The sequence below is a fragment of the Pseudomonas sp. B21-059 genome, assembly GCF_026016285.1.
In the GTDB taxonomy this organism is placed as follows: domain Bacteria; phylum Pseudomonadota; class Gammaproteobacteria; order Pseudomonadales; family Pseudomonadaceae; genus Aquipseudomonas; species Aquipseudomonas danubii.
Window position 1 is genome coordinate 6,550,116 of sequence record NZ_CP087201.1, and the last position, 25,519, is coordinate 6,575,634.

The 25,519-nt window shown below is 56.8% G+C and carries 18 protein-coding genes and 1 pseudogene; 6 read left to right on the forward strand and 13 right to left on the reverse strand.

Going from position 1 to position 25,519, the window contains the following annotated elements; translation table 11 throughout:
- Positions 1-546: 546 nt before the first annotated feature.
- The 4 genes from LOY69_RS29295 to iteA all read right to left on the reverse strand — a co-directional run bounded on the left by LOY69_RS29295 (position 547) and on the right by iteA (position 6,695).
- Complete coding sequence (locus LOY69_RS29295; protein ID WP_265073918.1) at positions 547-1,563, reverse strand: hypothetical protein; 1,017 nt, start codon at positions 1,561-1,563, stop codon at positions 547-549.
- Complete coding sequence (locus LOY69_RS29300) at positions 1,553-3,145, reverse strand: AAA family ATPase (RefSeq protein WP_265073919.1); 1,593 nt, start codon at positions 3,143-3,145, stop codon at positions 1,553-1,555. Before LOY69_RS29300 ends, LOY69_RS29295 begins: the two co-directional genes overlap by 11 nt.
- Positions 3,146-3,283: 138 nt before the next feature.
- Positions 3,284-5,566: a S8 family anti-phage peptidase IteS gene (iteS, locus tag LOY69_RS29305; protein WP_265073920.1), complete on the reverse strand. Its 2,283-nt coding sequence runs from the start codon at positions 5,564-5,566 to the stop codon at positions 3,284-3,286.
- Positions 5,517-6,695 (reverse strand): anti-phage ATPase IteA, encoded by a 1,179-nt coding sequence (gene iteA / locus LOY69_RS29310; protein WP_265073921.1) that lies wholly within the window; start codon positions 6,693-6,695, stop codon positions 5,517-5,519. Before iteA ends, iteS begins: the two co-directional genes overlap by 50 nt.
- Positions 6,696-7,334: 639 nt before the next feature.
- Here iteA and LOY69_RS29315 point away from each other — a divergent pair.
- Positions 7,335-7,634, forward strand: a complete 300-nt coding sequence (locus LOY69_RS29315) for a hypothetical protein (RefSeq protein WP_232894407.1) — start codon at positions 7,335-7,337, stop codon at positions 7,632-7,634.
- A 204-nt stretch (positions 7,635-7,838) separates the two neighbouring features.
- Here LOY69_RS29315 and LOY69_RS30730 read toward each other — a convergent pair whose 3' ends face one another.
- From LOY69_RS30730 to LOY69_RS29330, 4 genes are read right to left on the reverse strand one after another with little or no spacing between them, the layout of a single operon-like run.
- A complete protein-coding gene (locus LOY69_RS30730; protein ID WP_413787136.1) occupies positions 7,839-9,038 on the reverse strand; it encodes a TniQ family protein in 1,200 nt (399 codons plus the stop codon).
- Between the two features lie 3 nt (positions 9,039-9,041).
- Complete coding sequence (locus tag LOY69_RS29320) at positions 9,042-9,932, reverse strand: TniB family NTP-binding protein (protein WP_265073922.1); 891 nt, start codon at positions 9,930-9,932, stop codon at positions 9,042-9,044.
- A 3-nt stretch (positions 9,933-9,935) separates the two neighbouring features.
- Complete coding sequence (locus LOY69_RS29325) at positions 9,936-11,810, reverse strand: Mu transposase C-terminal domain-containing protein (protein WP_265073923.1); 1,875 nt, start codon at positions 11,808-11,810, stop codon at positions 9,936-9,938.
- A complete protein-coding gene (locus LOY69_RS29330; protein ID WP_265073924.1) occupies positions 11,807-12,472 on the reverse strand; it encodes a TnsA endonuclease N-terminal domain-containing protein in 666 nt (221 codons plus the stop codon). The genes LOY69_RS29325 and LOY69_RS29330 overlap by 4 nt, the downstream gene beginning before the upstream one ends.
- 56 nt (positions 12,473-12,528) lie before the next feature.
- Between LOY69_RS29330 and LOY69_RS29335 the strand changes: the two are divergent.
- Positions 12,529-13,182, forward strand: a pseudogene (locus tag LOY69_RS29335) (ATP-binding protein); the annotation flags it as partial.
- Between the two features lie 4 nt (positions 13,183-13,186).
- On the opposite strand, the gene LOY69_RS29340 reads toward LOY69_RS29335, so the two are convergent.
- Both LOY69_RS29340 and LOY69_RS29345 read right to left on the reverse strand, forming a co-directional pair.
- Positions 13,187-14,401, reverse strand: a complete 1,215-nt coding sequence (locus tag LOY69_RS29340; protein WP_102862238.1) for an aldose 1-epimerase family protein — start codon at positions 14,399-14,401, stop codon at positions 13,187-13,189.
- Between the two features lie 113 nt (positions 14,402-14,514).
- A complete protein-coding gene (locus LOY69_RS29345; RefSeq protein ID WP_102881272.1) occupies positions 14,515-15,093 on the reverse strand; it encodes a TetR/AcrR family transcriptional regulator in 579 nt (192 codons plus the stop codon).
- A 113-nt stretch (positions 15,094-15,206) separates the two neighbouring features.
- On the opposite strand from LOY69_RS29345, the gene LOY69_RS29350 reads away from it, so the two are divergent.
- Positions 15,207-16,133, forward strand: a complete 927-nt coding sequence (locus tag LOY69_RS29350; RefSeq protein WP_170002931.1) for an ABC transporter six-transmembrane domain-containing protein — start codon at positions 15,207-15,209, stop codon at positions 16,131-16,133.
- Between the two features lie 86 nt (positions 16,134-16,219).
- Here LOY69_RS29350 and LOY69_RS29355 read toward each other — a convergent pair whose 3' ends face one another.
- Both LOY69_RS29355 and LOY69_RS29360 read right to left on the reverse strand, forming a co-directional pair.
- A complete protein-coding gene (locus LOY69_RS29355) occupies positions 16,220-18,196 on the reverse strand; it encodes a methyl-accepting chemotaxis protein (protein WP_110594236.1) in 1,977 nt (658 codons plus the stop codon).
- A gap of 193 nt (positions 18,197-18,389) precedes the next feature.
- Positions 18,390-19,310 carry a LysR substrate-binding domain-containing protein gene (locus LOY69_RS29360; RefSeq protein ID WP_265073925.1) on the reverse strand — a complete coding sequence of 307 codons (921 nt, stop codon included), beginning with the start codon at positions 19,308-19,310 and terminating at the stop codon, positions 18,390-18,392.
- A gap of 157 nt (positions 19,311-19,467) precedes the next feature.
- Between LOY69_RS29360 and LOY69_RS29365 the strand changes: the two genes are divergently transcribed.
- Positions 19,468-20,868: a NorM family multidrug efflux MATE transporter gene (locus LOY69_RS29365; protein WP_180988447.1), complete on the forward strand. Its 1,401-nt coding sequence runs from the start codon at positions 19,468-19,470 to the stop codon at positions 20,866-20,868.
- A gap of 54 nt (positions 20,869-20,922) precedes the next feature.
- Here the strand turns inward: LOY69_RS29365 and LOY69_RS29370 are convergent, their stop codons facing one another.
- Positions 20,923-22,596: a putative bifunctional diguanylate cyclase/phosphodiesterase gene (locus LOY69_RS29370; RefSeq protein WP_102862244.1), complete on the reverse strand. Its 1,674-nt coding sequence runs from the start codon at positions 22,594-22,596 to the stop codon at positions 20,923-20,925.
- A 267-nt stretch (positions 22,597-22,863) separates the two neighbouring features.
- Between LOY69_RS29370 and rep the strand changes: the two genes are divergently transcribed.
- Together rep and LOY69_RS29380 are read left to right on the forward strand one after the other, a co-directional pair.
- Positions 22,864-24,873 carry a DNA helicase Rep gene (gene rep, locus LOY69_RS29375; protein WP_265073926.1) on the forward strand — a complete coding sequence of 670 codons (2,010 nt, stop codon included), beginning with the start codon at positions 22,864-22,866 and terminating at the stop codon, positions 24,871-24,873.
- Between the two features lie 55 nt (positions 24,874-24,928).
- Positions 24,929-25,501, forward strand: coding sequence for a xanthine phosphoribosyltransferase (locus tag LOY69_RS29380; protein WP_011064203.1), 573 nt, complete (start codon positions 24,929-24,931; stop codon positions 25,499-25,501).
- The last annotated feature ends 18 nt before the right edge of the window (positions 25,502-25,519 follow it).

The following is a 25,519-nucleotide window of genomic DNA, read 5'->3' on the forward strand; positions in this document are numbered from 1 at the left end:
GAAATCAAGACCAAAATTTCGCGGGCGGACAACCCTCACAGAGCATTCATGGGCATGACGAATTATGTGCTGTGCAGGGGTTCATTCTTCAAAGTTCGGATACCCTGCGCAGAGTTGATCAGGCACTTCATGTGCCCGACAAAGAGATACGCAAAAGCGATAATCACAGGAGAACTTGATATCTATGCAAACTCTAATCACCCCTGTCACCCAGCAGCAGGACTTACACTTCGCGAGTCTGAAACGACAGAGCTTCTACTTTCGAGCCGTAGGGCCATACGAGCTGCTCGCTATCCTTACAAAATGCTCAAAATTGGCAGAATTATAAACGCAACTAGCCACCAGCATTCCCCCTTGCTTCTTTCAGCGCTACTTCCAACTGAAAACGAAATTTTCATCAGAATGGCAGCTATTTGCGACGATAAGAGCGACACACTTGCCATACAGCTTCACAGAAGCACACGTGTACTAGGGCCGGACTAAATCCGGCTTGGATAGCCGAGCCATCGACAGTCCCGGCTATATTCCATTACACTAATGTTCTTTTTAACTCAAAAGGCCACGACCAGAAACCCCCCATGAAGCGATAGCCTTACTAACTTCTAACCACTTAGAATCAACCTCTTCATCCACATGGGATTTTGACGACTTCGGCGACAACTTACTGACATAATCTACGCTTTGTTTCAAAAGCCCTTCCCCGAATCCAGGACAAAGTTCGGTATCTGGGTCAACATCTTTGAATTTTTCCCAATACCTATCATGATGGGCCTTATCGTTGGCTAACGCGGCCCCTACAGTTATTCCAATTTTATGATCTGGGTAAGCCCTAAAAGAAATATTCTCTATTTTATGGACCAAGCTACTTTCGAGCTTTTCTTTACAAAGCGCCTCCAAGATTTTCCGAGGTATTATATTTTCAACTTCATGGCATTCCAATATCTCCAAATACCTCCGCTCTTTATAACCTGGCGGTATATATTTAAATCGAGCAGCCGTACCTCCTAGCGGCCACTTCGGATGGCACTTATCGCTATCAATATAACATGTGAAAAAGCGCAGTCCAGAGTTCAACCTAATAAAACAATCGTAAGTAGTACTGCCCCCACCCGACAATATTTCAATGTTAAACTTTAGATTGTTTAGACCTTTAATCTGGAGGTAGGTTTTTGCCCCCCATGAATAAATTTCCCCGTCATGGTCATTTTCCGCTAACAAAATTGGTTGCTGTGTAGATGTACTGTCTCGAAACTTAAGATAGCCAGCATTCAGAACTCCATCCGAATAACTTAAAGCATGTTTATCCTCAAAATTTACAGATACATAAAAATCAAACTGCTTATGTATGTATGCGTATTCAGTGCTTTGACTAATTAAAGCATTGAGCGTGCGCTTCGTGAAATGCCCAAACTCTTCTATCTGACTCAGCTCTTTAATGGTTGCTGCATGCATCCATACCAGATGTTTCCCCTCGCCGTGAGATTTAATAATATTCTCCAAGGCAATTATTTTATCTTCGCGATTTATGTGCAAGTCTAGCTTGCTAGGAATATTAATAATCATATTCAGGAGACAAGAACCCAACAGGCCAGTTGACCAAATAACCGTCTTCATCAAAGCCAGAAATTTTTGTTTCTGTTATGCCATCGTCGAGCTTTTGAAAAAGAGTTATATTGACCGAAGATCCGGAGACTTCTTTCTCTCGAACAGCCTCACCGAGAGCGTCAATCAGATGCTTACTATGCGTTTCTATTACAAAATATAAATCCGGCCTCTTGGTTATACTCATAACTCTTGCTAGTGATCTGCCAAATTTATACTGAAGCGCTGGATGAAGATGAAGCTCAGGCTGCTCTAGGACAATTATTCTTGGCACAGATTGTTGTGACACCCTAAATCTTCTAGAGCGCCCCGTGGACACTGACTCTAACCAGATCGAAACTATTACTGGAAGAATCTGGGAGTAGCCAAAGCCCATATCACTGATATTATGGAACTTTTTATCCTCTTCCTCACGAATAAGAAGCTCATAGTGAAGCCCATTTGACATCAGCTTTAGCTCAAAGCCAAAATATTCCAGAATCCATTTACTCAACTGCGCTTGCTCTATTGATTCCAGCGAGTTGATAACCATAGGTAGATTTCCACCTGTATGGTCGACCTCATCCACTCTTAAATCTTGATATCGATAGAAGCGCTCTCCCGCAGCTCTCAAAGGTCCTTGATACCTTACACCGGAGAAAAACTCACTAAACAGCTTGTCTGCAGAGGCCAGCAGTCTATCCAAACCTTTTGCCATTAGTAGAGTAAAGCTTATCTCAGTAATTCTTTCATGCTCTGCTTCTAGACTTTTTTGAAAGTGCCTATCTTTAGAAAATGTTTGAGCTATTTTCCTGCGCAGCTCTTCAGATGGTAATATCGATAGCTCGTCACACTCCGCACGCAATCGAGTTGCCTTTTTCGTACCATGATGAAAGCTTGCGAGGTACTTTGACAAGTAACTTGATGCTTCAGAGGGAATCGGATTAGTTATCGTATAATGTTTAACATCATTCTCACCCTTTACTTCACGCAAGCCGCGAACGGCCAACGGAAGCAATGAGCCATGCTCCGTAACTAGCTTCCCACTGAACGTAAACTGCATACCATATTTAATGTTCGTGGCCGCGACAAGTTCCACCGCATTATTGTTATAGACTAGCTCTATTTTTGTGTTTTCTACAACAAACGAAACTCTTGTTTTTAATTGTTTCTCCGCGACTTTGCTTATAGATATGCTTACACACACATCATATGCATAGCTTTTCTTGTGAAATCCTGAAGAACTGAGAAGCGTAGCTAACGCCCACCCCTCTTCTTTTTCATCCATTTCAATTCTGGTATTGAAATCAAAAGATATTTCTTCACCGCCATCGTGAAGTGCAGTATTGAAGTCACCAAAATCGACTAAATCACCAAACCACAAGATTGGTGATTTCGTATTTGCCTGTATCGACTGACGCAATAAAGGAAACGTACGTAAGAACGTACTTTTACCACAGCTATTCTTCCCCACAAAAATGTTGATCGGTTTTATCGGGATTGGCGTCTGGTTTTCACCAAAACTTCTAAGCTGCCGTGTGCCCAGTGAAAAAATCGTCTGCATTCATAGTTTCCTAGCAAATAAGCAAAACACGCATTTTTAGGAGGTTTCATAACATACTCACCAACTACATCTAGCACTCAGGACTCCACGATTGCATTCATCCCCAAAGCCTACAAATAGAGCGTGAAGCCCCCAAGCTCAGCGGTTGATAACGTTGACTGGGACACGCAGAGGCAATGGAGTGTTGACCCAGTTACTCTGCGCGAGCGCGCGCATGCCGGCAGCCCGTACGCGCAGATCGCCATCGAGCGACCTTACAGTGACGATGATGTGCACCGGCAAGGCTTCCGTGAGCGCAGGTTCATACGCACGCAAAAGCGCAGACGCCTGCAGCCCCCAGACATTACCAGCTACCCCTCGCGGGAAGGCCTTACGATGAACCTTCACCGGAGACCACTTGCTGCCGCTTGAGATTTGTGCGCTTTCGTAGCCGCTTTGGCCTTCCTCGCTCTCCATCGGCACTTTGCCGGTGATGTTGTCGCCTTCGATCGTGCCGAAGCTCAACTCAACGTTTGCTCGTACATACTCGCTACCTGCGTTAGGGTCCAGGGGCGGCGCGTAAACGGCAGTCATAATAATTTCGCCGCGGAATTTTCCATCCTCGATCAGGACATCTGGCATAGGATAAGGCGATTTTCTCCAGCGCATATTTCCAGGAACTAAATTCGCTTGGAAAACGAGGGTGAAGCAGTCGTCCGAATCGTAGAGGGCCCTCAACACGTCATCGGGGCGGCCAGCACCAAAGTACCGACGCTGGTAAGAGTCATAATCCGGTGACGCCAGTTGTGCCGAATGGATCATGAGCGCCTTGACCAGCGATGGTGAGGGGCTGGGATTGGGACGCCCCGCCAGAGCCTGCCAAGCATGGGCAGCCATACATGAGGCCAACGGCGCGGCATAACTCGTGCCGAACGAGGAGTACAAGTGTCCCTGCGGAGCCAGGACTTTGAGACTCGATGTACCAGCGGCCCAAGGGGCGTGGACACCACCGCCAACATGAGCCAGGTCAGGCTTAGGCGTGAAAACAGGGCCAGGACCACAGCGTGAATACGGGGCCGGCTGCCCGGCTGCGGTGAGGCCGTCGATTGCATCGATATGCACTACCGAAGCGACGGTCAGCGAGCGCACGGACTCACCGGGTGTGGAGATCCTGTCCTTGAGCGCTGATGGAGTCGGCCAATTACGACGGGGAAGGTCGTTGTAATTTCCCGCTGCCACGACGAAGAGAACCTGATACTTGTCGCTCAGCTCATCGAGCGTCATCGATAGGTCACTAAAGTTACTCTCGTCGCATGGATCCCCACCAACGGACAGGTTCCAGATCTTCACATCAGGCCGTCGACGTACGGCCTCCTGCAGTCGAAGCTCCAGGTCGCTCATGTGTGACCCAGTTGCCTCAAGGGCGCAGACGTCATGAATGAAAGCCGGCGTTGACGGAATCCATGCGTGCTTATCGTTGTAGAAAGACCCCGCAGCGACCAGCGATGCCACTGCGGTGCCATGCTCATAATTAGTGTCTGGCGGAAGGACGTAGGTGTCGTGTGACTTTACATACGCCGCGATTGGCGATCTGTCTTTGCTTACACCTGTGTCGAACACCGCTACAGTCGGCAACGCTATTTCCTGAGCGGAAGCTTGAGTAGCACTCGTACCGCTTTGAGGGACAACTACCGTGTTCCGCGGATGGAAAACCGGCTCGGCATAAATCGTACGAATTCCCGGCAAGTCCAGAAGCACATCGAGCCCGCTGTCGCCGACACCGTCCAAATCCTGGATGCCAATGATAGGTAGTCCGCGGCCTTGGGCAATCTCGATAAATGGCAGAGAAAGCGACTTTAACGTGCTCAGCACGGACTCGAAGTTGAGCTCGTTCAAGCGATCGTGCTGATACTGAAATAGCCTCATAACAGCTCGTCCATGTTCCAGCAGCTGCTGGCTACCCTGAGGGTTTCGACGCTTACGATCCCAAGGTTCAATCGATTCAATCGCGCTTAGATTGCAGCGGATTGCCTGGGTATTCCGCTTGAGAATGACTCGATTGAACTGGGTCAAGCTGCTGGCAGAAGCACCGACCAGCATCTCATCGATCCTGGCATGACCAGCCGGTTCCAGCTCGGCCTCTTGGGCAAGCTGAACAGGCCGGTGGCTTTTGGCGATGCCGGTATCTCGGAGCTTGAGAACCAAGTGCGAGAGTGCTTGGGGATGAAGCGTCTGCTCGTGAGAAAGTGCACTGGAGGCTTGAATTAGCGCTTTCGAAAGAGCGGCGCGGTATGCGTCATCGACGACTACGAGCTCTTTGCCGCCGCCTCCACCAGTCCGCTCAATCGAAGAGAGGTCTTTTGCCTGAAACGGAATGTGTATGAAAGGGTTTTCAACCCTCGCATTCAACGACTCCCGAGCGGGTACATTCTTGCGAGCCACTGCCGATCTCCTCCTTGAGGATCTTTCTTATTTGCCTAGTCGACAGGTCGTACAGTCTTCCAAGCGTCCTCAGAGAGAAGTACCTGGGCGCCCATCCATTAAGCCACCGAATTTCTGACTCGACAGTAGATAGCACTCGGCCAGCACCTAGCGCAAGATTCAAACCCAGGCGGCGAAGAAGATCGTCCTCGTCAATGGCTGACTGATTCGAAAGAACGACCCCTCGTTTAGTGTCGAGGCATACCTGCTCAATATTAGCCCCGGTTATCCCCTTCGAGACCTTGGCTAGGTTGTCCAGATCCAGAGTTTCCGAACTGAACGGCTCCAAGTATTGCTTCCAAAGCAATTTGCGCAGATATCCATCCGGCTCAGCCATGGGAATGCGGAAGCTGAAGCGACGCCAGATAGCAGGATCGAGTAGCTGGTCATGGTTGGTAGCCGCCACGATGATGGTGCTCTCCGGGACCGCATCGATGTTCTGCAACAACGAGATCACCACACGCTGCAGCTCACCGACATCCCTCTCGTTACCGCGGGCACCGGCCAACGCATCGAATTCATCCAGGAAGAGAACGCACGGCTGCTGCTGCGAATATTCGAACACCCGCCGAAGATTTCGGCTGGTCTGACCAAGGAGGCTGCTCACCAAGGTGTCACAACGCACGGTCAGCAAAGGCAGCTCCAAGTGCGCAGCGACATAACGCGCAAGCTTGGTTTTTCCGGTGCCAGGTGGGCCATAAGTCAGAAGGCGGCAGGCCGTGGCAGCTCCCACACGCGCCAAATCGTCAAACCGGCGAATATTGGCCAGAAACTCATCCACTCGGCTCGCCACCGCGCTCGAAAGCAGCAGCGACTCCTTGTCCAGCGCGGGGCTACTCACATCCACCGTGTGCAAATGACTTTCACCATCGGTGGGCAAGTTGGAGAAGCTGAAACCATTGGCGGCATCCTGGGCGGTTGCAAGCGCAGTGGGTGCGCGTGCCAGTCGCTCTCTAATCATGCGCGCCTGGCGTCTGTCGCCATCGCTTTCAAGCTTGTCGGCCAGAAGGCCGGCATAGTTCGAAGCCATGCTGGCATTCGCCTTGAGGGCCCCATCTAGGATCTTCAAGATTTCAGAGAGGTATTCCACGGGATGATTCGCTCACGGGGTAAACTGTTTCGGAATTTCGCGATAGTGTAGCGTATTAGGCAAAAACCGTTACGCTTTTATGCGTTAGTGATTCGCATAGATCCTGACCATTTTGAGCGCCCGATCCCGCTCTGTCCCGTGAAGCCTCACGTACTGGAGCTTTGAACATTTGTACCTTTGGTGGACAGCGGCATACGGCGTTCACGACAATGCCGCGCCTAGCCAGTGACCGGCGAGGCATGACAGCGACTTCACATCGGACAGGCGAAAGGAACTCAGCCATGCACTACCTCATCGACGGCCAACCTGTTTATTGTCCCCAATGCGGCAAACCTCGCCCCCCCGGCCTTGTGGCTGGGAAGCCCAAGACCGGTTCCACAACGGCGATCACCCTTTCTCCTGTGACTGCAATGCACGCCATCTAATCGCCAAGCAATCCGTGAATAGCGCATTCGATGATGGAGAGGCAGAGACGGCAGCACAGACCGCCGTCGGAAAGCCGACACAAAACGACTCTCTGAGTGGTATGTCATCCTCAGTGCGCCGGATGCCCCGACCACAGTGCTGGAGCGGGTGTTGGGCGGCAATCGACGGCGAAGATCTACCACACCCGACATTAATTCCCTTTGAGAGACACCAATGAACAGTATTCAGTGGTATGCAGTATCCAACCCCGATGGAAAGCGCTATCCCGAATGGAGACGCTCATTTGGGGTGAGTGAAATGGGAATCGTGTTCGTCCCCGCGGCGATGGCTGGAGATGAAACCGAGATGAATGTGATGCTGTGTGCCTGCGGCGATGGACAGAGCACTGCGGTGCACCTGGATCATCACTTTGTGCCAAGCGGCTGGCTGAAAACAGAGTTCCCCAAGCATGTTGAACTGATCGAGTTGATCGAAGGCTACGCGCGAGATCTCCCAGCCGAAATATCCAGGTAGTAGGACAACTGGCTGTACGGGGCCTGGTGAAGCTGTTGCCTCGCGTTACACTCCTAGCCCTGGAGTGGCACTACTGAGCGGTCTCTACAGAATCACGCCGTCGACCACTTCAATACTGAGCTCGTCGCCTACAACAACACCGATTGCCTGGAGCATTTCGTCAGGGATTTCGATGATAAGGTCCCATCTTTCGGGTCTTGGCATTTAACCGTCGCGGGGAGCATGACATGGGGGCCGTAGTCCCAGACAAGCGCCTGGTGCTTCTGGCTGACATTCTTTCCACTGTACAAATGCCCTGCGGGCGACATCCCTCTTCAAGCCTAGCAAAGCACCGAGAGATGAGCCGGAGACGGCCACCCCAGCACCTTGCAGATAGCAAGCTGCAGATTCGACCTCCTCAGCGTGGGGTAGGTACGACCGGGTATCAAGATATTGGTCGACCTGAATGCGCAACCAGTACGGCATTGTCGAGAATGAGTCCGTAAGGCGTGAGCGAGTGAGCTTCGCCTGGCTGCAAGTATCATAGAAGAGCGCTGGCCAATCGACCAGAAGGGCCGCTGCAGCTCGTAGCAAAGCGTATCGCGCCTCCAGTGACTGATACTCAAAATCTAGATGGGCCACCGGGGCGACTTCTATCCCGACTATCCCGCTCAACACGGCGCGTAATCGTCGGCCGTGTCTTCCGCATATCAGGCCTAAAAGTACTCGCAGGCCTGTAAAAAATGACAGACTCAGCGGCAGCCCTTGGAAGAAGCCGTTCCAGTCTCCAAGCTGAACCGCACGGGTGATGGTGAGGAGCATCCGACTGACCGCATTGTTTGCGCAGTCCATGAACCTGGGCTGGGTATCGCCTAATCTGAAATCGCATTTGCTACAGATGCTCAACGCACTTCCGGCGATTAGTTTTGAGCGACCTATCCCGTGCTGGTGGAAGACCACCGGCGACCCACAGGAGGGGCAAATCTGCTCCAGAAAGCAATCGTGCGCTGTGCACACAGTAGAGAGTGCTAAACGCCAGTGGCGACGATAATACGGTGCCGGATCGAGCTTCAGGCAGATGGGACAGAACTGTATGCCCGCCCTGCGACGGGTGCGGTGATAAAGACCGGTGGGGAGCAGAAATGGGACATCTCCACTAACAACAAAGTGTTCAAAAATGAATCCCTCATAGCAGCCCAAGGTCAGGCCTCTTAGCTCCTCGACCGGCCGCCCCGTCGCGGTGGATAAGCAGTCGAGCAGAGCTGACGGAGGATGGCGATCAGAATCGCGATTCCAGATAGGCGCCCTGTACCCCAGCAGATTGGAGTAAAAGGTGTGCAAGGCAAAACCATTAGCAAAAGCCAGCCGCACCATCCAAGAGGTCAGAAGCTCATCCGACAACGGCTGTGGATGGATTGGGAGCATATGCTAGATCCTCGATGCCATTTGCGTCCTATCACTGGGTGAGAGATACCCACACTCGTTCATTACCTCAGCTGTGATCCTTTCCTCACCAGACTCAATTGCGTACTCTGCCGCGGCGTTGAGCAACAGCGACAGCTCCCCTATGTAACCTTCACACATGGCCAATGCCTTGGCTGCCAACGGCCGCTCATGTAACGCCGACTTCTGCCGCAATGGCAGCAATCGCTCAAAGGACATCAAGAGCTGTAGGAATTCCTTGTTCATTTCCCACTTCGGTAGAAACTCGGGAGGAAACCGGTTCTGGATCTGCGGATCGATGCTGACTGCACGGAGCAGATCGCCAGTACCGCAACCTACTATGGAAATTTGAAGTTCGTTACCCAGATACTTCAACATGTTCAGAGATTGTTGCTGCCTTACGGATGTACCCGCGAGCATATTGTGAAGATCATCAATAACGAGAACCTTTAGTTGAATTTCCCTCAAAACCTTTATAACGCGCATGCGCTTAGCATTGGTAGATGATGCAGGATCCTTCTCAAAAAGTTTCCCAAGTATTTCCGAATAGATACTTGCCTCCGTCGGGCTTGGAGGAGTTTCTATTTTAAGCACTGGACACACGATGTGCTCACCACTCGGATTTTCGTCGGGCAAATTGCGCCCAACGAACTTATCAACCAAGTTTGATTTACCGTTATTAGTGTTACCTACGATGAGCATGTTAGGCATGCGTGTTTGCCGCGGATGGACGAGCAACCGGTCGAGCTTTTTGAGGATGGCATTAGCTTGTGGATACCCGATCCATCGTCGGTTGGCAATCCATAGGCTTCGCGCCTCCGCATCCTGCTCAACGAGTTTGAGGGCTTCAGGATGTAGATATTGATAGCTGGTCATGAATCACCCCAACTCTATATCGTCAAACGGCGTGATCACTTCGTCGAACGGATCTAAGTCCTCCGGAACTTCGACACGGGAATCAGCCTTAGATATCTGATGAACACCCAAAGACTGCCTGCGCCTTTGAGCATTCCGCAGACTCCTCTTTTCTCTGGTCCGTTGAGCCTTAGCTAACCGTGTACTTTCAATAGCATTTTCCTCAATTTTCCGCATCAGCGTAACTCCGTGAAAAATCTTTTCCTCATCTGGCTCGTTACTAGGGTCATTCTTTATACGCTTCAGCGCGGCCTTGAGCTCCCAATAGCTGATCGCTGGCCGAGCACTATTCAGGTATGGGATCGGAACGTAGGTTTTTGTGTCTGGGTCCAAGAAGTAAACAACACTTATATCTCTCGGATCGTATGCAAAGATGAATTTCTTGGCTTTGTTTGTATTCTGATCTATCGCCTTGATCCATTTACGCAAAACCGGCGAATAATAATGGATGTAGTTAACCAGCGCGCCAGTCTGCTGTATGGTTCTTTCGAGGTATGGCGTAAAATCTAGGCGAAACGTCTCCTCATCCTCGACCCTAGCTGGTAGTCCAACCCCCAGCTGTGTATCCGAGCCATACACAAGCTGAGCGAATTTCTTGATAGGTGGAATCCCACCGTTACCTGAATGCTTAGCATTATGGTAAGAGTAAACAAAGAAAGTTGTGAACCAAAGCTCCAACTCATCCAAGGTTAAGCACGCCTTTTGTTCCGAATTGTAATCAGCCTTGGCTTTGACGTTTGAAAAGGTCGTTCCTTCCAGCGTATGACACTCAGTCATAAAGGTCCGAAAAGCACGCTCTACATGTGGACCATAGTTTGGCTGATGCCTGGGCCTGTACTCTAAGACTATGTCATGCAGCGCACAGGCTCTTTGCAACATCGTGCCACGGAATTCTTTAGCATTATCGACATGAATTTTTGCCATTTTCCCATGAATCGGCCATTCAGCGAGAATATCCCTCTTAGCTAGCCAATTAGATTTCTCTTGCACCGCATGCGCGATGCACAGACCAGCCGAAAGCGCGCTGGGCGGTTCCAGCGTCAGGCAAAATCCAGTGACCATCTTTGTAGCAACATCAATAGCAATCGTAAGATATGGCCTACCTATGGGTAAGCGGTGTTGCTCATCAACGATAATGACATCCACCGGCGTATGGTCAATTTGTACAACCGCGTTTGGATAATCGCCGCCAGGAAACTCACCTAAGGTAGGCGATATATTATCACGGTAGGCTTTGGACCCATAACGCCTCCTGACCTTAACACCGTCCTCAATATTACTAACTCGCCCGTAAATAGTATTAAGATGCGGCTCGGGCAAGCCGCGAGATTTACAAATCTCCCGAATACGTGTGTGCAACTGGGTGACATTTCGCCGTTCTTTTTTGAGATAATACGCCTCAATCTGCTCATCTATGACGTCTTGGACTTCTTTGGGTAAGCGCCACTGACCTTTGTCAAAGCGGGGCGACTTGGATAGAGAAGATACAAGATTTGTTTCTTCATATCGCTTCAGCCATCTATAGATGGTGGGAACACTCTTGCCTGAGCGCTCCGCAGCATTCTTGACATCTTCCACACTCCGACGCCCCTGCAATAGCGGTTTGATGATTGCAAACCGCTCAAGAGTCTCATCCCAAGTCGCTTGATCCTGGGTTAAATGTGACGAATCTCTAGTCGGGCCGACCTCTGGACTGGACTTGAGGTCCGCACAGCGCACTACCTCGATCGAGGAATCCTCAACACTGCGAATTACAGCCTCAATCAGACCTTTGAGTTCAACAACTATCGAAGCCGAATCTCTCCAGTAGACCAACTGACCTGGTTTGATAGTTTTCATTTCACTACCTCCCCGATAGTAAGCACAGCTTTCATGCTTAACGGGATATTCAGGTCGCAACAAACGGCGCCATTGGCGACCAGATGCCACAAGACAGGGATAAGCTCTCCGCGTACTTTGGGATTTGGGGCTAACATCGCAAGGAGATTGCTCACACTGACTTCGTTGCAGCCTTCGAGCACCTCCAAGACCTGAGCGCGCAGAAACGGGCCAGGCTCTCGGTTTCGAAACGGCCACAGAAATTTGACGTTATCCAAATAGGGCGTGCGAATTTCTCGCTCCGTGTACACCTCAAAACGCCACCCCCGCTGAGCGCAGTACGATTTTGCCGCACGGAACTTGGGCAACAGGTTTCGCCACTGCTCACGAAAATTCGCTCGGTATTTGACCTCATAGAGGATCGGCTGCGGTGATGAGGCCGATGTCTGGAAGGTGATGAGGCCGTCGGGCGTGTACGACCGATCTTCACCGGCGTCGCCCTTGTACTGGATCTTAACGGGCTGAGCCACGAAGCTGCTGACGCGGCGATCAAAGCGGACAAGCTCCATTAGGTCGCGCTCAAGGGTCGATTCGAACCGACCCATCAGCGGTACGATGCCTGTGACGCTACGGCCGCTGACGCCGATGCTGCGGACCGGCAAAGTGGGCAGAGCGTTCTTCATTCTCATTGATCTCTAGAAACTAATCGTATTTTCTCATCTTACGATGTGTTTTACATGGCGGTTCGAAACCTCGTCCGGGAGAAATCACCCTGGCCCATCACGGTGTGTTGTTTCTCGATGAACTGCCGGAGTTCGACCGCAAGGTCCTGGAGGTTCTGCGCGAGCCCATGGAGTCGGGCCAGATCGTCATCGCGCGCGCCCGCGACCGGCTACAGTTTCCGGCGCGCTTCCAACTGGTAGCCGCCATGAACCCCTGCCCCTGTGGCTACCTTGGCGACCCTAACGGACGGTGCCGCTGCACACCGGAACAGATCCAGCGCTATCGCAACAAGCTGTCCGGCCCCTTGCTCGATCGCATCGACCTGCACCTGACCGTGGCCCGCGAAGCCACCGCCCTGAACCCCGAGCCGCAACCGGGGGACGACAGTGCCAGCGCCGCCGCCCGGGTGGCTCAAGCTCGCGAGCTGCAACGGCAACGCCAGGGTTGCGCCAATGCCCATCTCGACCTCCCCGGCCTGAGGCACCATTGCCGGCTATCCACGGCAGACGAACGCTGGCTGGAAGCGGCCTGCGAACGCCTGGACCTGTCGCTACGAGCCGCCCACCGCCTGCTGAAGGTGGCCCGGACCCTGGCCGACCTGGAGCAGGCGGCACGGATCAACCGCGAGCATCTGGCAGAAGCCCTGCATTACCGGCCGAGCACAGGTTGAAGGATCACTCCTTGGACAGATCCACCAGCGGCGTGGGGCGCACTTCGGTCTGGCGTCCATCCTGAATTTTGCCGACAAGACTCAGCGCATCATCCACCGCGGCCTTGTCCGCCAGCAGGTTGTAGCGGATCTGGAATTGCCGTTGCTCCTTGGCGCCGATGGTCGGCACCAGATTCAGCGGACGCTGATAGCGGCGGTTGTAAGAGAAACTGGTGCCCGGCTCCAGTCCCGTCACATAACCCTGGCCCTGGGTGTCGGTGTTCTTCCATAGCGAGAACACCGGCAACTGCTGGGTATTGAAGCCCAACGATACGCCGAGACTGCCCGCCTTGTTATGCAGCACCGCCAGGGTCTCGCCCTTGGCGTCGGCATAAGGCACGACGTTGTAGACGGTCTCGTCATAGTCGCGGGTCGGGCCGCGATAGGTCTGCCAGTCCGCCAGATCGGCCTTGGCTTTGTCGTTGAAGGGCGAGACCTGTTTCACCGGTGCCGCAAACTTGGCCCCCTGCTCAAGGAACGGCGTGCTGAAGTTGCTGTGGTACAGCGCCTGGTATTCCTTCGGATAATCACCGTTGTTGGTCAACCGGTCATTGAGGGTGAAACTGGTGCTGCCGGGCTCGGTAACCAGTTCGGTGGCGACACTGAAATCGACCTTCTTGAACGCCTGCTCCTTGAGCTCGCCCCGCAAGTGAATGGCGTAAGGCGGTTTCTCGTCGATATGCAGGGTGACCTTGCTGGCGGGAATGTTCGCCGCGCGGCCATGCAGTGTCAGCAACTCACCATTGTCCAGGCCAGGGTGCCCGACCCACTCGTAGCCGCAGCGCGTCACCAGCTCATTGAAGCCTTCCAGCCAGCCCAGGCCACCACGGCCATTGAGTTCGATGAACGCCGGATTGACCACTTCCTTGACCGGTGAATCCCAGCCCAGGCGCACATCGCCCACCGAGGCCTGCAACACATTCATGCCCCGGGTCGGCACCACCGAGAGCTTCATCACGCCATTGTCGATGTCGATGATGCTCACCCCTTCCTGGCGACCGCCATGCAAGGTGCGCAAGGTCACGGAAAAGGGCCGCTCGGTCTTTACCCCCAGTTGCTGGCTGGTGAGGTGCAGGTTGTCGGCGGCCTTGTCGCTGTCGAGCAATACATAGTCCCAGGCCATGGCATGGGAAGCGGCGCTCAGCGCAGCGAGGGAGACAAGCAGTTTGAGGGACTTCATCGAGGGATCGCCTTTATTGGAGTTGTACGATTTTTATAGCGCTGAAGAATCGTTTCAGCAAGCCAATAAATCGCGCTAACCACCACAAGATCCCATCATTTGCACTGAGGCCCTCAGTCCTCGAACCCCAACAGCAAGCCCGCCACTTCCAGGACTTCTGCCAAGGCAGCCGCGGCAGCCTCGGGCGAGGCCCGCAGCAGCAGGTCATCGGCGTAGCCCATGGTTTGCGCGAACAACTGTCGTGCCACGCGTTCGGGGCTGGAGCAGCGGAACACTCCGGCCTGGACCCCACGGTGGACGATCTGCGCCAACATCTGCTGCCACTGACCGTTGATCTTCAGGTAGGCCTCGGCCAGCTCCTGGTCATACATGGCCTCGTCCCAGGCATCGAGCCATAGCGCCCAGCCGTCCTCGGCGGAATCGGGCAGGCAATCGCGAAGAAAACCCTGCAGCGCCTCCAAGGGCGCGACGCCTTGCAGCGGTTCGCCCACCGCCTCCAGTTGCTCATTGGCAAAACGTATGAAGGCCTCGCGGCGCAGCTCCTTCCAATCGCTGAAGTAGTGATAGACATGGCTACGGGACAACCCGGCATGCTCGGCCAGGTCGCGAGTGGAGACATCGGCGAACCCCTTGCTGCGGAACAACTCCAGGGCCGCGCCGATGATCTGGTCTTTACGGTCGTTACGGGACATGGGCAATCGGGCCTCTTGACGCCGAGATGGACGGCGCTTGCATTTTGAGCGATCGCTCAAAGATAATTGAGCAGTCGCTCAATATTAACCGTTATCACACCTGTGGTGCACTCATGTCTGTCGTCACCCCATCCGTTATCGTCGACCCCACACAAAAGATCGGCCAGCAATCGGCCGGCCAGACGCTCAAGGCCATTGCCCGGGCGTACCCGGGCAAGCTGTTTGTCACGTTGTCCCTGGTGGCGCTAGAGAACGCCCTGCTGCTGGCCTACCCGCTGTTTGCCGGGTTCGCCGTAGACTCGATCCTGCGGGGTGACACCACCCACGCGCTGATCTACGCCCTGGTGGTGCTGGGCTTCTGGGTCGTGGGGGCCGCGCGGCGAGCGGTGGACACCCGCACCTTCACCCGCATCTACGCCGACCTGGCGGTGCCGGTGATCCTCAATCAGCGCCTGCAGCAGCAAAACACTTCCACGGCAGCGGCGCGGGTGGTGCTGGCCAGGGAGTTCGTCGACTTCTTCGAAAAGCATGTGCCGACCATCGCCACCGCCCTGGTATCGATTGTCGGTGCCGCGGTGATGCTGCTGGTGATCGAACCCTGGATCGGCCTGGCCTGCCTGGGAGCCCTGCTGCTGTGCGTCACCCTGCTGCCGCGCTTTGCACGGCGCAATCAGCAGTTGCACGAACGCCTGAACGATCGACTGGAAAAGGAGATCGGCCTGGTGGCCAAGGTCGGCGCGGCCTCGCTGCAACGCCACTATCGGCTGCTGTCGCGGCTGCGCATCTGGCTCTCGGACCGGGAGGCGGCGGCCTATCTGTTTCTGGGCGCCGTGGCGGCGATTCTGTTTGTCATTGCCATCAGTCAGCTGGCGCTGTCACCCGAGGTCAAGGCCGGGCATGTGTATGCGGTAATGACTTATCTGTGGACCTTCGTCAGCAGCGTCGACGAGGCTCCGACCATGGTCGATCAACTGGCGCGCCTGCGGGACATCGGCAAGCGCGTTGACCCGGGGCTGGGTGAACCGACCGAACCCCGCTAAACCTCAGAACCGCCGGATGCGATAGCCGCCGGCGTGCAGCAGGACCTTGCCCCGCAACCCAGGGTTGCGGGGCGAAAGGGCCACTGTCAGCGGAAGCGGTCGACTTCCTGACGCAGGTCGGCGGCCAGTGTTTCCAGCTCACGGGCAGTGACCGCCAGGTTGGACACCACTTCACGTTGCTCGCTGTTGGCCTGGGCAATGCTCTGCAGGTTGCTGCTGAGCACCGTGGCGGTGCTGCTCTGCTCCTGGGTGGCCGTGGTGATGGCGGCGAACTGCTCGCCGGCGCTGCGGCTCTGCTCGTCGATCAGGGCCAGGGCCGAAGCCACGTCGGCGTTGCGCGACAAGCCTTCCTGCATCAGCCGGTTGCCCTGTTCCATGGTCTCGATGGCATGGCCGGTTTCCTGCTGGATGCTGTTGATCATCTGCGAGATTTCGTCGGTGGCCTCGCGGGTACGCGACGCCAGGTTGCGCACCTCATCGGCCACCACGGCGAAGCCGCGACCCTGCTCGCCGGCACGGGCCGCCTCGATGGCGGCGTTGAGAGCGAGCAGGTTGGTCTGGTCGGCAATCGCGGTGATCACCCCTACAATTCCGCCGATCTCCTGGGAACGTTGGCCCAGGGTATTGATTACCGTAGCCGTGCTGTTGAGCGCCCCGGCAATCTGCTCCAGGGACGATGACGCCTGCTCCATGGACTCGCGGCCGATATGGGTCTGCTGAGCATTTTCTTCGGCCAGGCGCTGGGTGCTGCCCATGTTGTCGGCGATGTTCAGCGACGTGGCGCTGAACTCCTCCACCGCCCCCGCCATGCTGGTGATCTCGCCCGACTGCTGTTCCATGCCTTCATAGGCACCGCTGGACAGACCGGACAAGGCCTGGGCCCGGCCGTTGACCTCAGCGGCAGAACGGCGGATGTGCTCGACCATAGTCGACAAGGCTTCACCCATCTGGTTGAAACTGCGAGCCAGTTGGCCAATCTCATCGTGGCTGGACACATTCAACCGCGCACTCAGGTCGCCGCCGCCCAAGGCCTGGGCCTGACGCACCAGATCACTCAAGGGCGCCAGCTTGCTGCGCAGCAGCCAGACCGTGGCGCCCACCGCCAACAACATCGCCAACAGGCTGCCGATCACCAGACGGATGCCGACGCTCCAGGTCACCGCCCGAATCTCGGCTTTGGGCATGCTCGCCACCACCGACCAGGGACCACCGGCAAAAGGCACCGCCAGGCTGTAGAAGTCTTCGCCCTGGTCGCTCCAGAAGCGGCCCTTGCCCGGCTGCTGCGCTGCATCGGTCATGACCTGCGCGGCCTGATCCAGTCCTTGCACGCCCGCCGGTGGCACCAGCCATTTGTGCTGCTCGTCCAGCAAGGCCAGGGAGCCGCTGTGTCCGATGCGGAAGCGCTGGAGATTGTCGAACTGGGCGTTCTGCGCATCGGTGTAGTCAAAACCAACGAACAACACGGCAATCACCTTGCCGGCACGATCCAGCACCGGGGTGTACTGGGTCATGTAGAAACGCTCGAACAACAGCGCGCGGCCGACATAACCCTGCCCCGCCATGAGTTTCTGATAGGCCGGGTGGGCATGGTCGAGCAAGGTGCCAATGGCCCGGCTGCCGTCCTGCTTGCTCAAGGAAGTGCTGACCCGGATGAAGTCGTCGCCGCTGCGCACGAACAGGGTCGCCACCCCGGCGGTCATCTGCTTGAACTCGTCCACTTCCTCGAAGTTGTTGTTCAGCACCACGTCCCCCAGGTGCAGGCCCGGGGTCTGGACCCCAGCCACACTCACCGGTTGTTCGGGATGCAGGCTCAGGCCGCTGCGGAAGCGGTTTTCAAACAAGCCACTGAGGCGCTGGGTGCTTTCGCGCAGGCTGCTGTGAAAGGTGTTGAGCTGATCCGCCAGCAGGCGCGCTTCGCTGGCCAGGTGCTCTTCTCTAGTGTCGAGATTCGCCGAATCCAGAGAACGCAGGGCAAACAGGGTACTGCCGCTGATCACCAGGGCGAGTATCAAGGCAAGGGCAAGCCCTAGCTGGGAGGCTATCCGGGCACGGGGTTGAGACATGATGGCTCCTTACCGAGAAGGCGGATCATCCTGATCGATCAGCACACTCGGCAGTAATTATTCTAGGATTTTTAGTAATTTAGGACCTTCCTGAACGCTGGTTCCATAACCCATGGATTCGGCGGCGCCCACGAATACTTGAGCGCCTAGCAAGGATATCTCCGCGCCCCCGTCGGCCGGGCACTGCATCGTTTCAGCCGAGGCGCTCTACCTCGGGCAGTTGCATCGCCTGGACCTCGCCCTGGAGAAAGTCGCTGAGGCGACGCAAACGTTCGCCTCCCGGCCGGGTCTTGGGCCACACCAGGTAATAGTTCAAGCCACTGGCGACGGCGGTCGGCCAGGGCAGGCTCAAGCGACCCTGAGCCACATCTTCGGCCACCATCAGCAGATCCCCCATGGACACGCCGTAACCCCGAGCCGCCGCAATCATCCCCAGTTCCAGGGTGTCGAACACCTGCCCGCCCTTGAGGGAAACCTGATCCGTGAGCCCCATCTGCTCCAGCCAACTGCGCCAGTCCCGCCGGTCCGGAGTCGGGTGCAACAACTCCGTGGCCGCCAGCCGCGCCACATCCCAGGGCGGGTCTTCGAGCAGATTCGGAGCGCCCACCGGGATCAACAACTCCGGGAACAGGTAGCTGGCTTCCCAGTCCGGTGGAAAGTGTCCGTTGCTCAGCAGTACAGCGCAGTCGAAGGGCTCCTGGTTGAAGTCCACGGAGTCCACGTCCATCCAGGCACTGGTGAGCTGCACTTCGTTGCCCGGCTGCAGATGGCGGAAGCGACTCAGGCGCGCCAGTAACCAACGCATGGTCAGGGTCGACGGCGCCTTCATGCGCAGGATGTCGTCTTCGGCACGCAGGGTATTGCAGGCCCGCTCCAGGGCACCGAAACCCTCGCGGATGCCCGGCAGCAGCAAGCGCGCCGCCTCGGTCAGTTGCAGATTGCGCCCGCTGCGCTGGAACAGCCGGCAGGCGAAGTGATCCTCCAGGGTGCGGATATGCCGGCTGACAGCGCTCTGGGTAATGGACAGCTCCTCGGCCGCGCGGGTGAACGAGCTGTGCCGCGCCGCCGCTTCAAAGGCGCGCAGGGCATAAAGAGGAGGAAGACGACGGGACATGGACGCGCTCCAGCAGCGGAATGACGCAACGCTACCAGAAAGTTATTCGCATGAGTTTTTATCATGCCAGCAAGTATTTTTATCCCTTTGTGCTATGGCCCGGAAGCGCCGAGAATCAGCGCTCTCCCCGACTTTACCCTGATCGAGCCTGATGACCATGCAGCATCCAGCACGTACCGAACTCTGGGCCATCCTGCGGCTGGCGGGGCCGCTGATCGCCTCCCAGCTGGCGCACATGCTGATGGTTCTCACCGACACCCTGATGATGGCCCGCCTCAGCCCGCAAGCCCTGGCCGGCGGTGGCCTGGGCGCCGCCAGCTATTCCTTTGTCTCGATTTTCTGCATCGGCGTGATTGCCGCGGTCGGCACCCTGGTGGCGATTCGTCAGGGCGCCGGAGACATCCAGGGCGCCGCCCGCCTGACCCAGGCCGGCCTGTGGCTGGCCTGGATCATGGCCCTGGTCGCCGGCCTGCTGCTGTGGAACCTCAAACCGCTGTTGCTGCTTTTTGGCCAGACTGAAAGCAACGTCCAGGCTGCCGGCCAGTTCTTGCTGATCCTGCCGTTCGCCCTGCCCGGCTACTTGAGCTTCATGGCCTTGCGCGGCTTCACCAGCGCCATCGGCCGGGCGACGCCGGTGATGGTCATCAGCCTGGCAGGGACTGTGGCCAACTTCCTGCTCAACTATGCATTGATCACCGGCATGTTCGGCCTGCCGAAACTCGGCCTGATGGGCATCGGCCTGGTGACCGCCATCGTCGCCAACTGCATGGCGCTGGCCCTGGCCTGGCACATCAAGCGCCATCCGGCCTACGCTGCGTACCCATTGCGCCAGGGCCTAGCTCGGCTGAACACCCATTACCTGCGGGAACTGTGGCGCCTGGGCCTGCCCATTGGCGGCACCTATGCGGTGGAAGTCGGGTTGTTCGCCTTCGCCGCGCTGTGCATGGGCACCATGGGCAGCACTCAATTGGCGGCGCACCAGATCGCCCTGCAGATCGTGTCGGTGGCGTTCATGGTGCCGGCGGGCATCTCCTACGCCATCACCATGCGCATCGGCCAGCACTACGGTGCCGGACAATTGCTGGATGCACGGTTGGCCGGACGGGTCGGCATCGCCTTCGGCGCGGTAGCGATGCTGGGGTTCGCGATGATTTTCTGGCTGCTGCCCAACCAGTTGATCGGGCTGTTCCTCGACCACAACGACCCGGCCTTCGCCGAGGTGATTCAACTGGCGGTGAGCCTGTTGGCGGTGGCGGCCTGGTTCGAGCTGTTCGATGGCACCCAGACCATCGCCATGGGCGCGATCCGCGGTCTCAAGGATGCCAAGACCACCTTCCTGGTGGGCCTGGGCTGCTACTGGCTGATCGGTGCCCCTTCGGCATGGCTGATGGCCTTTACCCTGGGCTGGGGACCGACCGGTGTCTGGTGGGGACTGGCCCTGGGCCTGGCCTGCGCGGCCATCAGCCTGACCCTGGCGTTCGAGTGGCGGATGCGCCGCATGATCAAGCGCGAGCCCGAGGTTGCGGCGATGAACGTTCAAGCCAGCAGCGCGGATTGACGGGGAGCGGGTCCCCGCCGCCCAAAGCGGTGGATCAGCACCGGTATCCGTCGCTTAAAGCATCCCCTCCTGCAGCGACTGCTGGCTGCTGCCGAACGTCAGGTACTCCATCAAGTCCGCCAGGGGCAACGGCTTGCTGATCAGGTAGCCCTGGACCTGATCGCAGCCAAAGCCTCGTAGCAACGCCAGTTGCTCCGCGGTTTCCACACCTTCGGCCACCACATCCAGATTGAGGTTGTGGGCCAGGTTGATCATGGCGTGTACCAGTTTGCGGTTCTCTTCACGCTGCTCCATGCCCCCGACAAAGCTCTTGTCGACCTTGAGCAGGGTGATCGGCAGGCTGTTGAGGTGGACGAAGGAAGAGAAACCGGTACCGAAGTCGTCCAGGGAAAAACGCACTCCAAGGCGCCCCAGGGCATCCATGGTCTGCTTCACCAGATCGCTGCGGCGCATCACTGCGGTTTCCGTCAGCTCGAACTCCAGCCACTGAGCCTCGACCCCACGCTCGGCGATCAGCCGGCTCAGGGTCGAGAGCAACTGGCTGTCCTGAAACTGGCGGAACGACAGGTTGACCGCCATATGTAGCGAAGGCAGCCCGCGCTCGCGCAGGGCCTGCATGTCTCGCAGAGCACGGGAAATCACCCAGTAGCCCAAGGGCACGATCAGCCCGCTCTGTTCCGCCAGGGGCACAAACTCGCTGGGAGGCAGCAAGCCGCGCTCGCCGTGGCGCCAACGCACCAGGGCTTCGAGGCCGACAATCTTGCCGTCATGCAGGTTCAGCCGGGGTTGGTAATGCAGCTCCAGCTCATCACGGCGTAAGGCTCGGCGCAGTTCGCTTTCCAGATCGGCGAGGCTGCGGGCGTTGCGGTTGATCCGCTCATTGAAGATATGAAAGGTGCAGCCTTGGGTGCTCTTGGCCTGCTGCATGGCGATATGTGCATGCCACATCAACGGGTCGGCGCCGGCATTGGCCCGGGCATGGGCAATCCCCAGGCTGCAGCCGATCAACAGGCTTTCGCCATCGACCCAATAGGGTTCGGCCATGGCTTCGGTGATGCGTTCGGCCATCCATTCGGCGCGCTGCGGCGCGCGGCGGGTGTCGATCAGCAAGGCAAACTCGTCGCTGCCCAGGCGGGCCAGTTGGTCACCAGCCTCCAGTTGGCTCTTGAGCCGCGACACCACCTGCAGGATCAGGCGGTCGCCGGCCTGGTGGCCGAGGGCGTCGTTGGCGTGGCGGAAGTTATCCAGGTCCAGGTGCCCCAGGGCCAGGCCGCGACCGTCGTTTTCCGCCAGCCGCGCGGCCAGCAGGGTCTGGAAGCCCTGGCGGTTGGCGATGCCGGTCAGGGGGTCCTGCTCGGCCAGGCGTTGCAGGGTGTTTTCCAGCACACCGCGCTCGCGTACATGACGCAGGCAGCGACGCAGGGCGTCGGTACTCAGGCAAGAACCCACCAGCCAGTCGCTGACACCTACCGGGGCTACTGAGGGCTCATGGTCCAGCAATAGAATGGTGGGCAAACTGCAACGCCCGGGACCGGGCTGCAGGCGTGGAATGGTCAGCAGGACCGCATTACGATCGTCTTCGAACAAACGACTGACCGACTCCCAGGTGGGAGCACTGATCAATACCACCGAGTCTCCCAACGGAGCGACACACTCGCGCAACAACGCTGTCCACACCGGCTCTTCGGCCAGTAGCAGCAAACGCAAGGGTTCGACAGGCTTAGACAAGCTAGCTCCCTAGACTCTGCAAAATTAGTTGGCGGCGGGCATTATGGCGCGCAAATAAGCAATAACAATTGATATTGATTATCATACGCAATTTCTTGTACCGCTCTAACTCGAACATTAGACGCATATTCAGCGCGCATCCTGAGGGAAAGTATCAAAACCGGCAAATTTAGATAGCGTTGTGCGTCACAAGTCGGAGAGAGCAGCAGAATCTGTCCAGCCTGTTAAAATGCCCGCCCTTTTCGTAACCGATCCCTTTTTACCGTCATGTCCCGACTCAATCCCCGGCAGCAAGAAGCCGTGAACTATGTCGGCGGCCCTCTTTTGGTGCTCGCCGGCGCAGGCTCCGGCAAGACCAGCGTGATCACCCGCAAGATCGCGCACCTGATCCAGAACTGCGGCATCCGCGCCCAGTACATCGTCGCCATGACCTTTACCAACAAGGCCGCGCGAGAAATGAAGGAGCGGGTCGGCACCCTGCTGCGCGCCGGCGAAGGCCGTGGCCTGACCGTGTCGACCTTCCACAACCTGGGCCTGAACATCATCCGCAAGGAGCATGCGCGGCTGGGCTACAAGCCGGGCTTCTCGATCTTCGACGAAGCCGACGTCAAGGCCCTGATGACCGACATCATGCAGAAGGAGTATTCCGGGGACGACGGCGTCGACGAGATCAAGAACATGATCGGTTCGTGGAAGAACGACCTGATCCTGCCGGCCCAAGCCCTGGAAAATGCCCGCAACCCCAAGGAGCAGACCGCAGCCATCGTCTACACCCATTACCAACGCACGCTCAAGGCGTTCAACGCGGTGGACTTCGACGACCTGATCCTGCTGCCGGTGAAGCTGTTCGAAGAACACGCCGACATCCTGGAGAAATGGCAGAACAAGGTCCGCTACCTGCTGGTGGACGAATACCAGGACACCAACGCCAGCCAGTACCTGCTGGTGAAAATGCTCATCGGCAAACGCAACCAGTTCACCGTGGTGGGCGACGACGACCAGTCGATCTACGCCTGGCGTGGCGCGCGCCCGGAAAACCTGATGCTGCTCAAGGACGACTACCCGTCCCTGAAAGTGGTGATGCTGGAGCAGAACTATCGCTCCACCAGCCGTATCCTGCGCTGCGCCAACGTGCTGATCTCCAACAACCCCCACGAGTTCGAAAAGCAGTTGTGGAGCGAGATGGGCCACGGCGACGAGATCCGCGTGATCCGCTGCCGCAACGAAGACGCCGAGGCCGAACGGGTGGCCATGGAGATCCTCAGCCTGCACCTGCGCACCGACCGGCCCTACAGCGACTTCGCCATTCTTTACCGGGGCAACTACCAGGCCAAGCTGATCGAACTGAAGCTGCAGCACCATCAGGTGCCCTATCGCCTGTCCGGCGGGAACAGCTTCTTCGGACGCCAGGAAGTCAAGGATCTGATGGCCTACTTCCGCCTGATCGTGAACCCGGACGACGACAACGCCTTCCTCCGGGTGATCAACGTGCCGCGCCGGGAAATCGGCTCCACGACCCTGGAAAAACTCGGCAACTACGCCACCGAGCGCAAGATCTCGATGTACGCCGCCACCGATGAAATCGGCCTGAGCGAGCACCTGGACAGCCGTTTCACTGATCGCCTGGCGCGTTTCAAGCGCTTCATGGACCGGGTCCGCGAACAATGCGCCGGCGAAGACCCGATCTCCGCCCTGCGCAGCATGGTCATGGACATCGACTACGAGAACTGGCTGCGCACCAACAGCTCCAGCGACAAGGCCGCGGACTACCGGATGGGCAACGTCTGGTTCCTGATCGAGGCCTTGAAGAACACCCTGGAAAAAGACGAAGACGGCGAAATGACCGTCGAGGACGCCATCGGCAAGCTGGTCCTGCGGGACATGCTGGAACGCCAGCAGGAAGAGGAAGACGGCGCCGAAGGTGTACAAATGATGACCTTGCATGCCTCCAAGGGGCTGGAGTTTCCCTACGTGTTCATCATGGGCATGGAAGAGGAAATCCTCCCGCACCGCTCCAGTATCGAAGCCGACACCATCGAGGAAGAACGACGCCTGGCCTATGTGGGCATTACCCGTGCTCGCCAGACCCTGGCCTTCACTTTCGCGGCCAAGCGCAAGCAATACGGTGAAATCATCGACTGCGCACCGAGCCGCTTCCTCGATGAATTGCCCCCGGACGACCTGGCCTGGGAAGGCAACGACGACACGCCGACCGAAGTCAAAGCCGTTCGCGGCAATAGCGCTTTGGCGGATATACGCGCGATGTTAAAGCGCTAAAATCGACTATTTTTAACTGACCTTTGGCGCAACAGGCGCTATTTGAGGAAGCTCCGTGGAAGCACTGCACAAGAAAATTCGCGAAGAAGGCATCGTGCTTTCCGATCAAGTACTGAAAGTCGACGCCTTTCTGAACCATCAGATCGACCCGCAGTTGATGAAGCTGATCGGCGATGAATTCGCCACGCTGTTCAAGGACTCGGGCATCACCAAGATCGTCACCATCGAAGCCTCGGGGATTGCCCCGGCCATCATGACCGGCCTGAACCTGGGCGTGCCGGTGATCTTCGCCCGCAAGCACCAGTCCCTGACCCTGACCGAGAACCTGCTGTCGGCCACCGTGTACTCCTTCACCAAACAGGTGGAAAGCACCGTCGCCATCTCCCCACGGCACCTGACCAGCAGCGATCGTGTGCTGATCATCGATGACTTCCTGGCCAACGGTAAGGCGTCCCAGGCACTGATCTCGATCATCAAGCAGGCCGGCGCCACCGTGGCCGGCCTGGGCATCGTGATCGAGAAGTCCTTCCAGGGCGGCCGTGCCGAACTGGACTCCCAGGGCTACCGCGTGGAATCCCTGGCCCGGGTCAAATCCCTGGCCGGCGGCGTGGTCACCTTCATCGAGTAACCTCGCCCGTTAGCCCTG

What these genes read in the sequence shown, in the direction of transcription:
- LOY69_RS29295 (WP_265073918.1), bottom strand. Translation starts at nt 1,563, where the DNA reads ATGATTATTAATATTCCTAGCAAGCTAGACTTGCACATAAATCGCGAA.
- LOY69_RS29300 (WP_265073919.1), bottom strand. Translation starts at nt 3,145, where the DNA reads ATGCAGACGATTTTTTCACTGGGCACACGGCAGCTTAGAAGTTTTGGT.
- LOY69_RS29315 (WP_232894407.1), top strand. Translation starts at nt 7,335, where the DNA reads ATGAACAGTATTCAGTGGTATGCAGTATCCAACCCCGATGGAAAGCGC.
- LOY69_RS30730 (WP_413787136.1), bottom strand. Translation starts at nt 9,038, where the DNA reads ATGCTCCCAATCCATCCACAGCCGTTGTCGGATGAGCTTCTGACCTCT.
- LOY69_RS29320 (WP_265073922.1), bottom strand. Translation starts at nt 9,932, where the DNA reads ATGACCAGCTATCAATATCTACATCCTGAAGCCCTCAAACTCGTTGAG.
- LOY69_RS29325 (WP_265073923.1), bottom strand. Translation starts at nt 11,810, where the DNA reads ATGAAAACTATCAAACCAGGTCAGTTGGTCTACTGGAGAGATTCGGCT.
- LOY69_RS29330 (WP_265073924.1), bottom strand. Translation starts at nt 12,472, where the DNA reads ATGAAGAACGCTCTGCCCACTTTGCCGGTCCGCAGCATCGGCGTCAGC.
- LOY69_RS29340 (WP_102862238.1), bottom strand. Translation starts at nt 14,401, where the DNA reads ATGAAGTCCCTCAAACTGCTTGTCTCCCTCGCTGCGCTGAGCGCCGCT.
- LOY69_RS29345 (WP_102881272.1), bottom strand. Translation starts at nt 15,093, where the DNA reads ATGTCCCGTAACGACCGTAAAGACCAGATCATCGGCGCGGCCCTGGAG.
- LOY69_RS29350 (WP_170002931.1), top strand. Translation starts at nt 15,207, where the DNA reads ATGTCTGTCGTCACCCCATCCGTTATCGTCGACCCCACACAAAAGATC.
- LOY69_RS29355 (WP_110594236.1), bottom strand. Translation starts at nt 18,196, where the DNA reads ATGTCTCAACCCCGTGCCCGGATAGCCTCCCAGCTAGGGCTTGCCCTT.
- LOY69_RS29360 (WP_265073925.1), bottom strand. Translation starts at nt 19,310, where the DNA reads ATGTCCCGTCGTCTTCCTCCTCTTTATGCCCTGCGCGCCTTTGAAGCG.
- LOY69_RS29365 (WP_180988447.1), top strand. Translation starts at nt 19,468, where the DNA reads ATGCAGCATCCAGCACGTACCGAACTCTGGGCCATCCTGCGGCTGGCG.
- rep (WP_265073926.1), top strand. Translation starts at nt 22,864, where the DNA reads ATGTCCCGACTCAATCCCCGGCAGCAAGAAGCCGTGAACTATGTCGGC.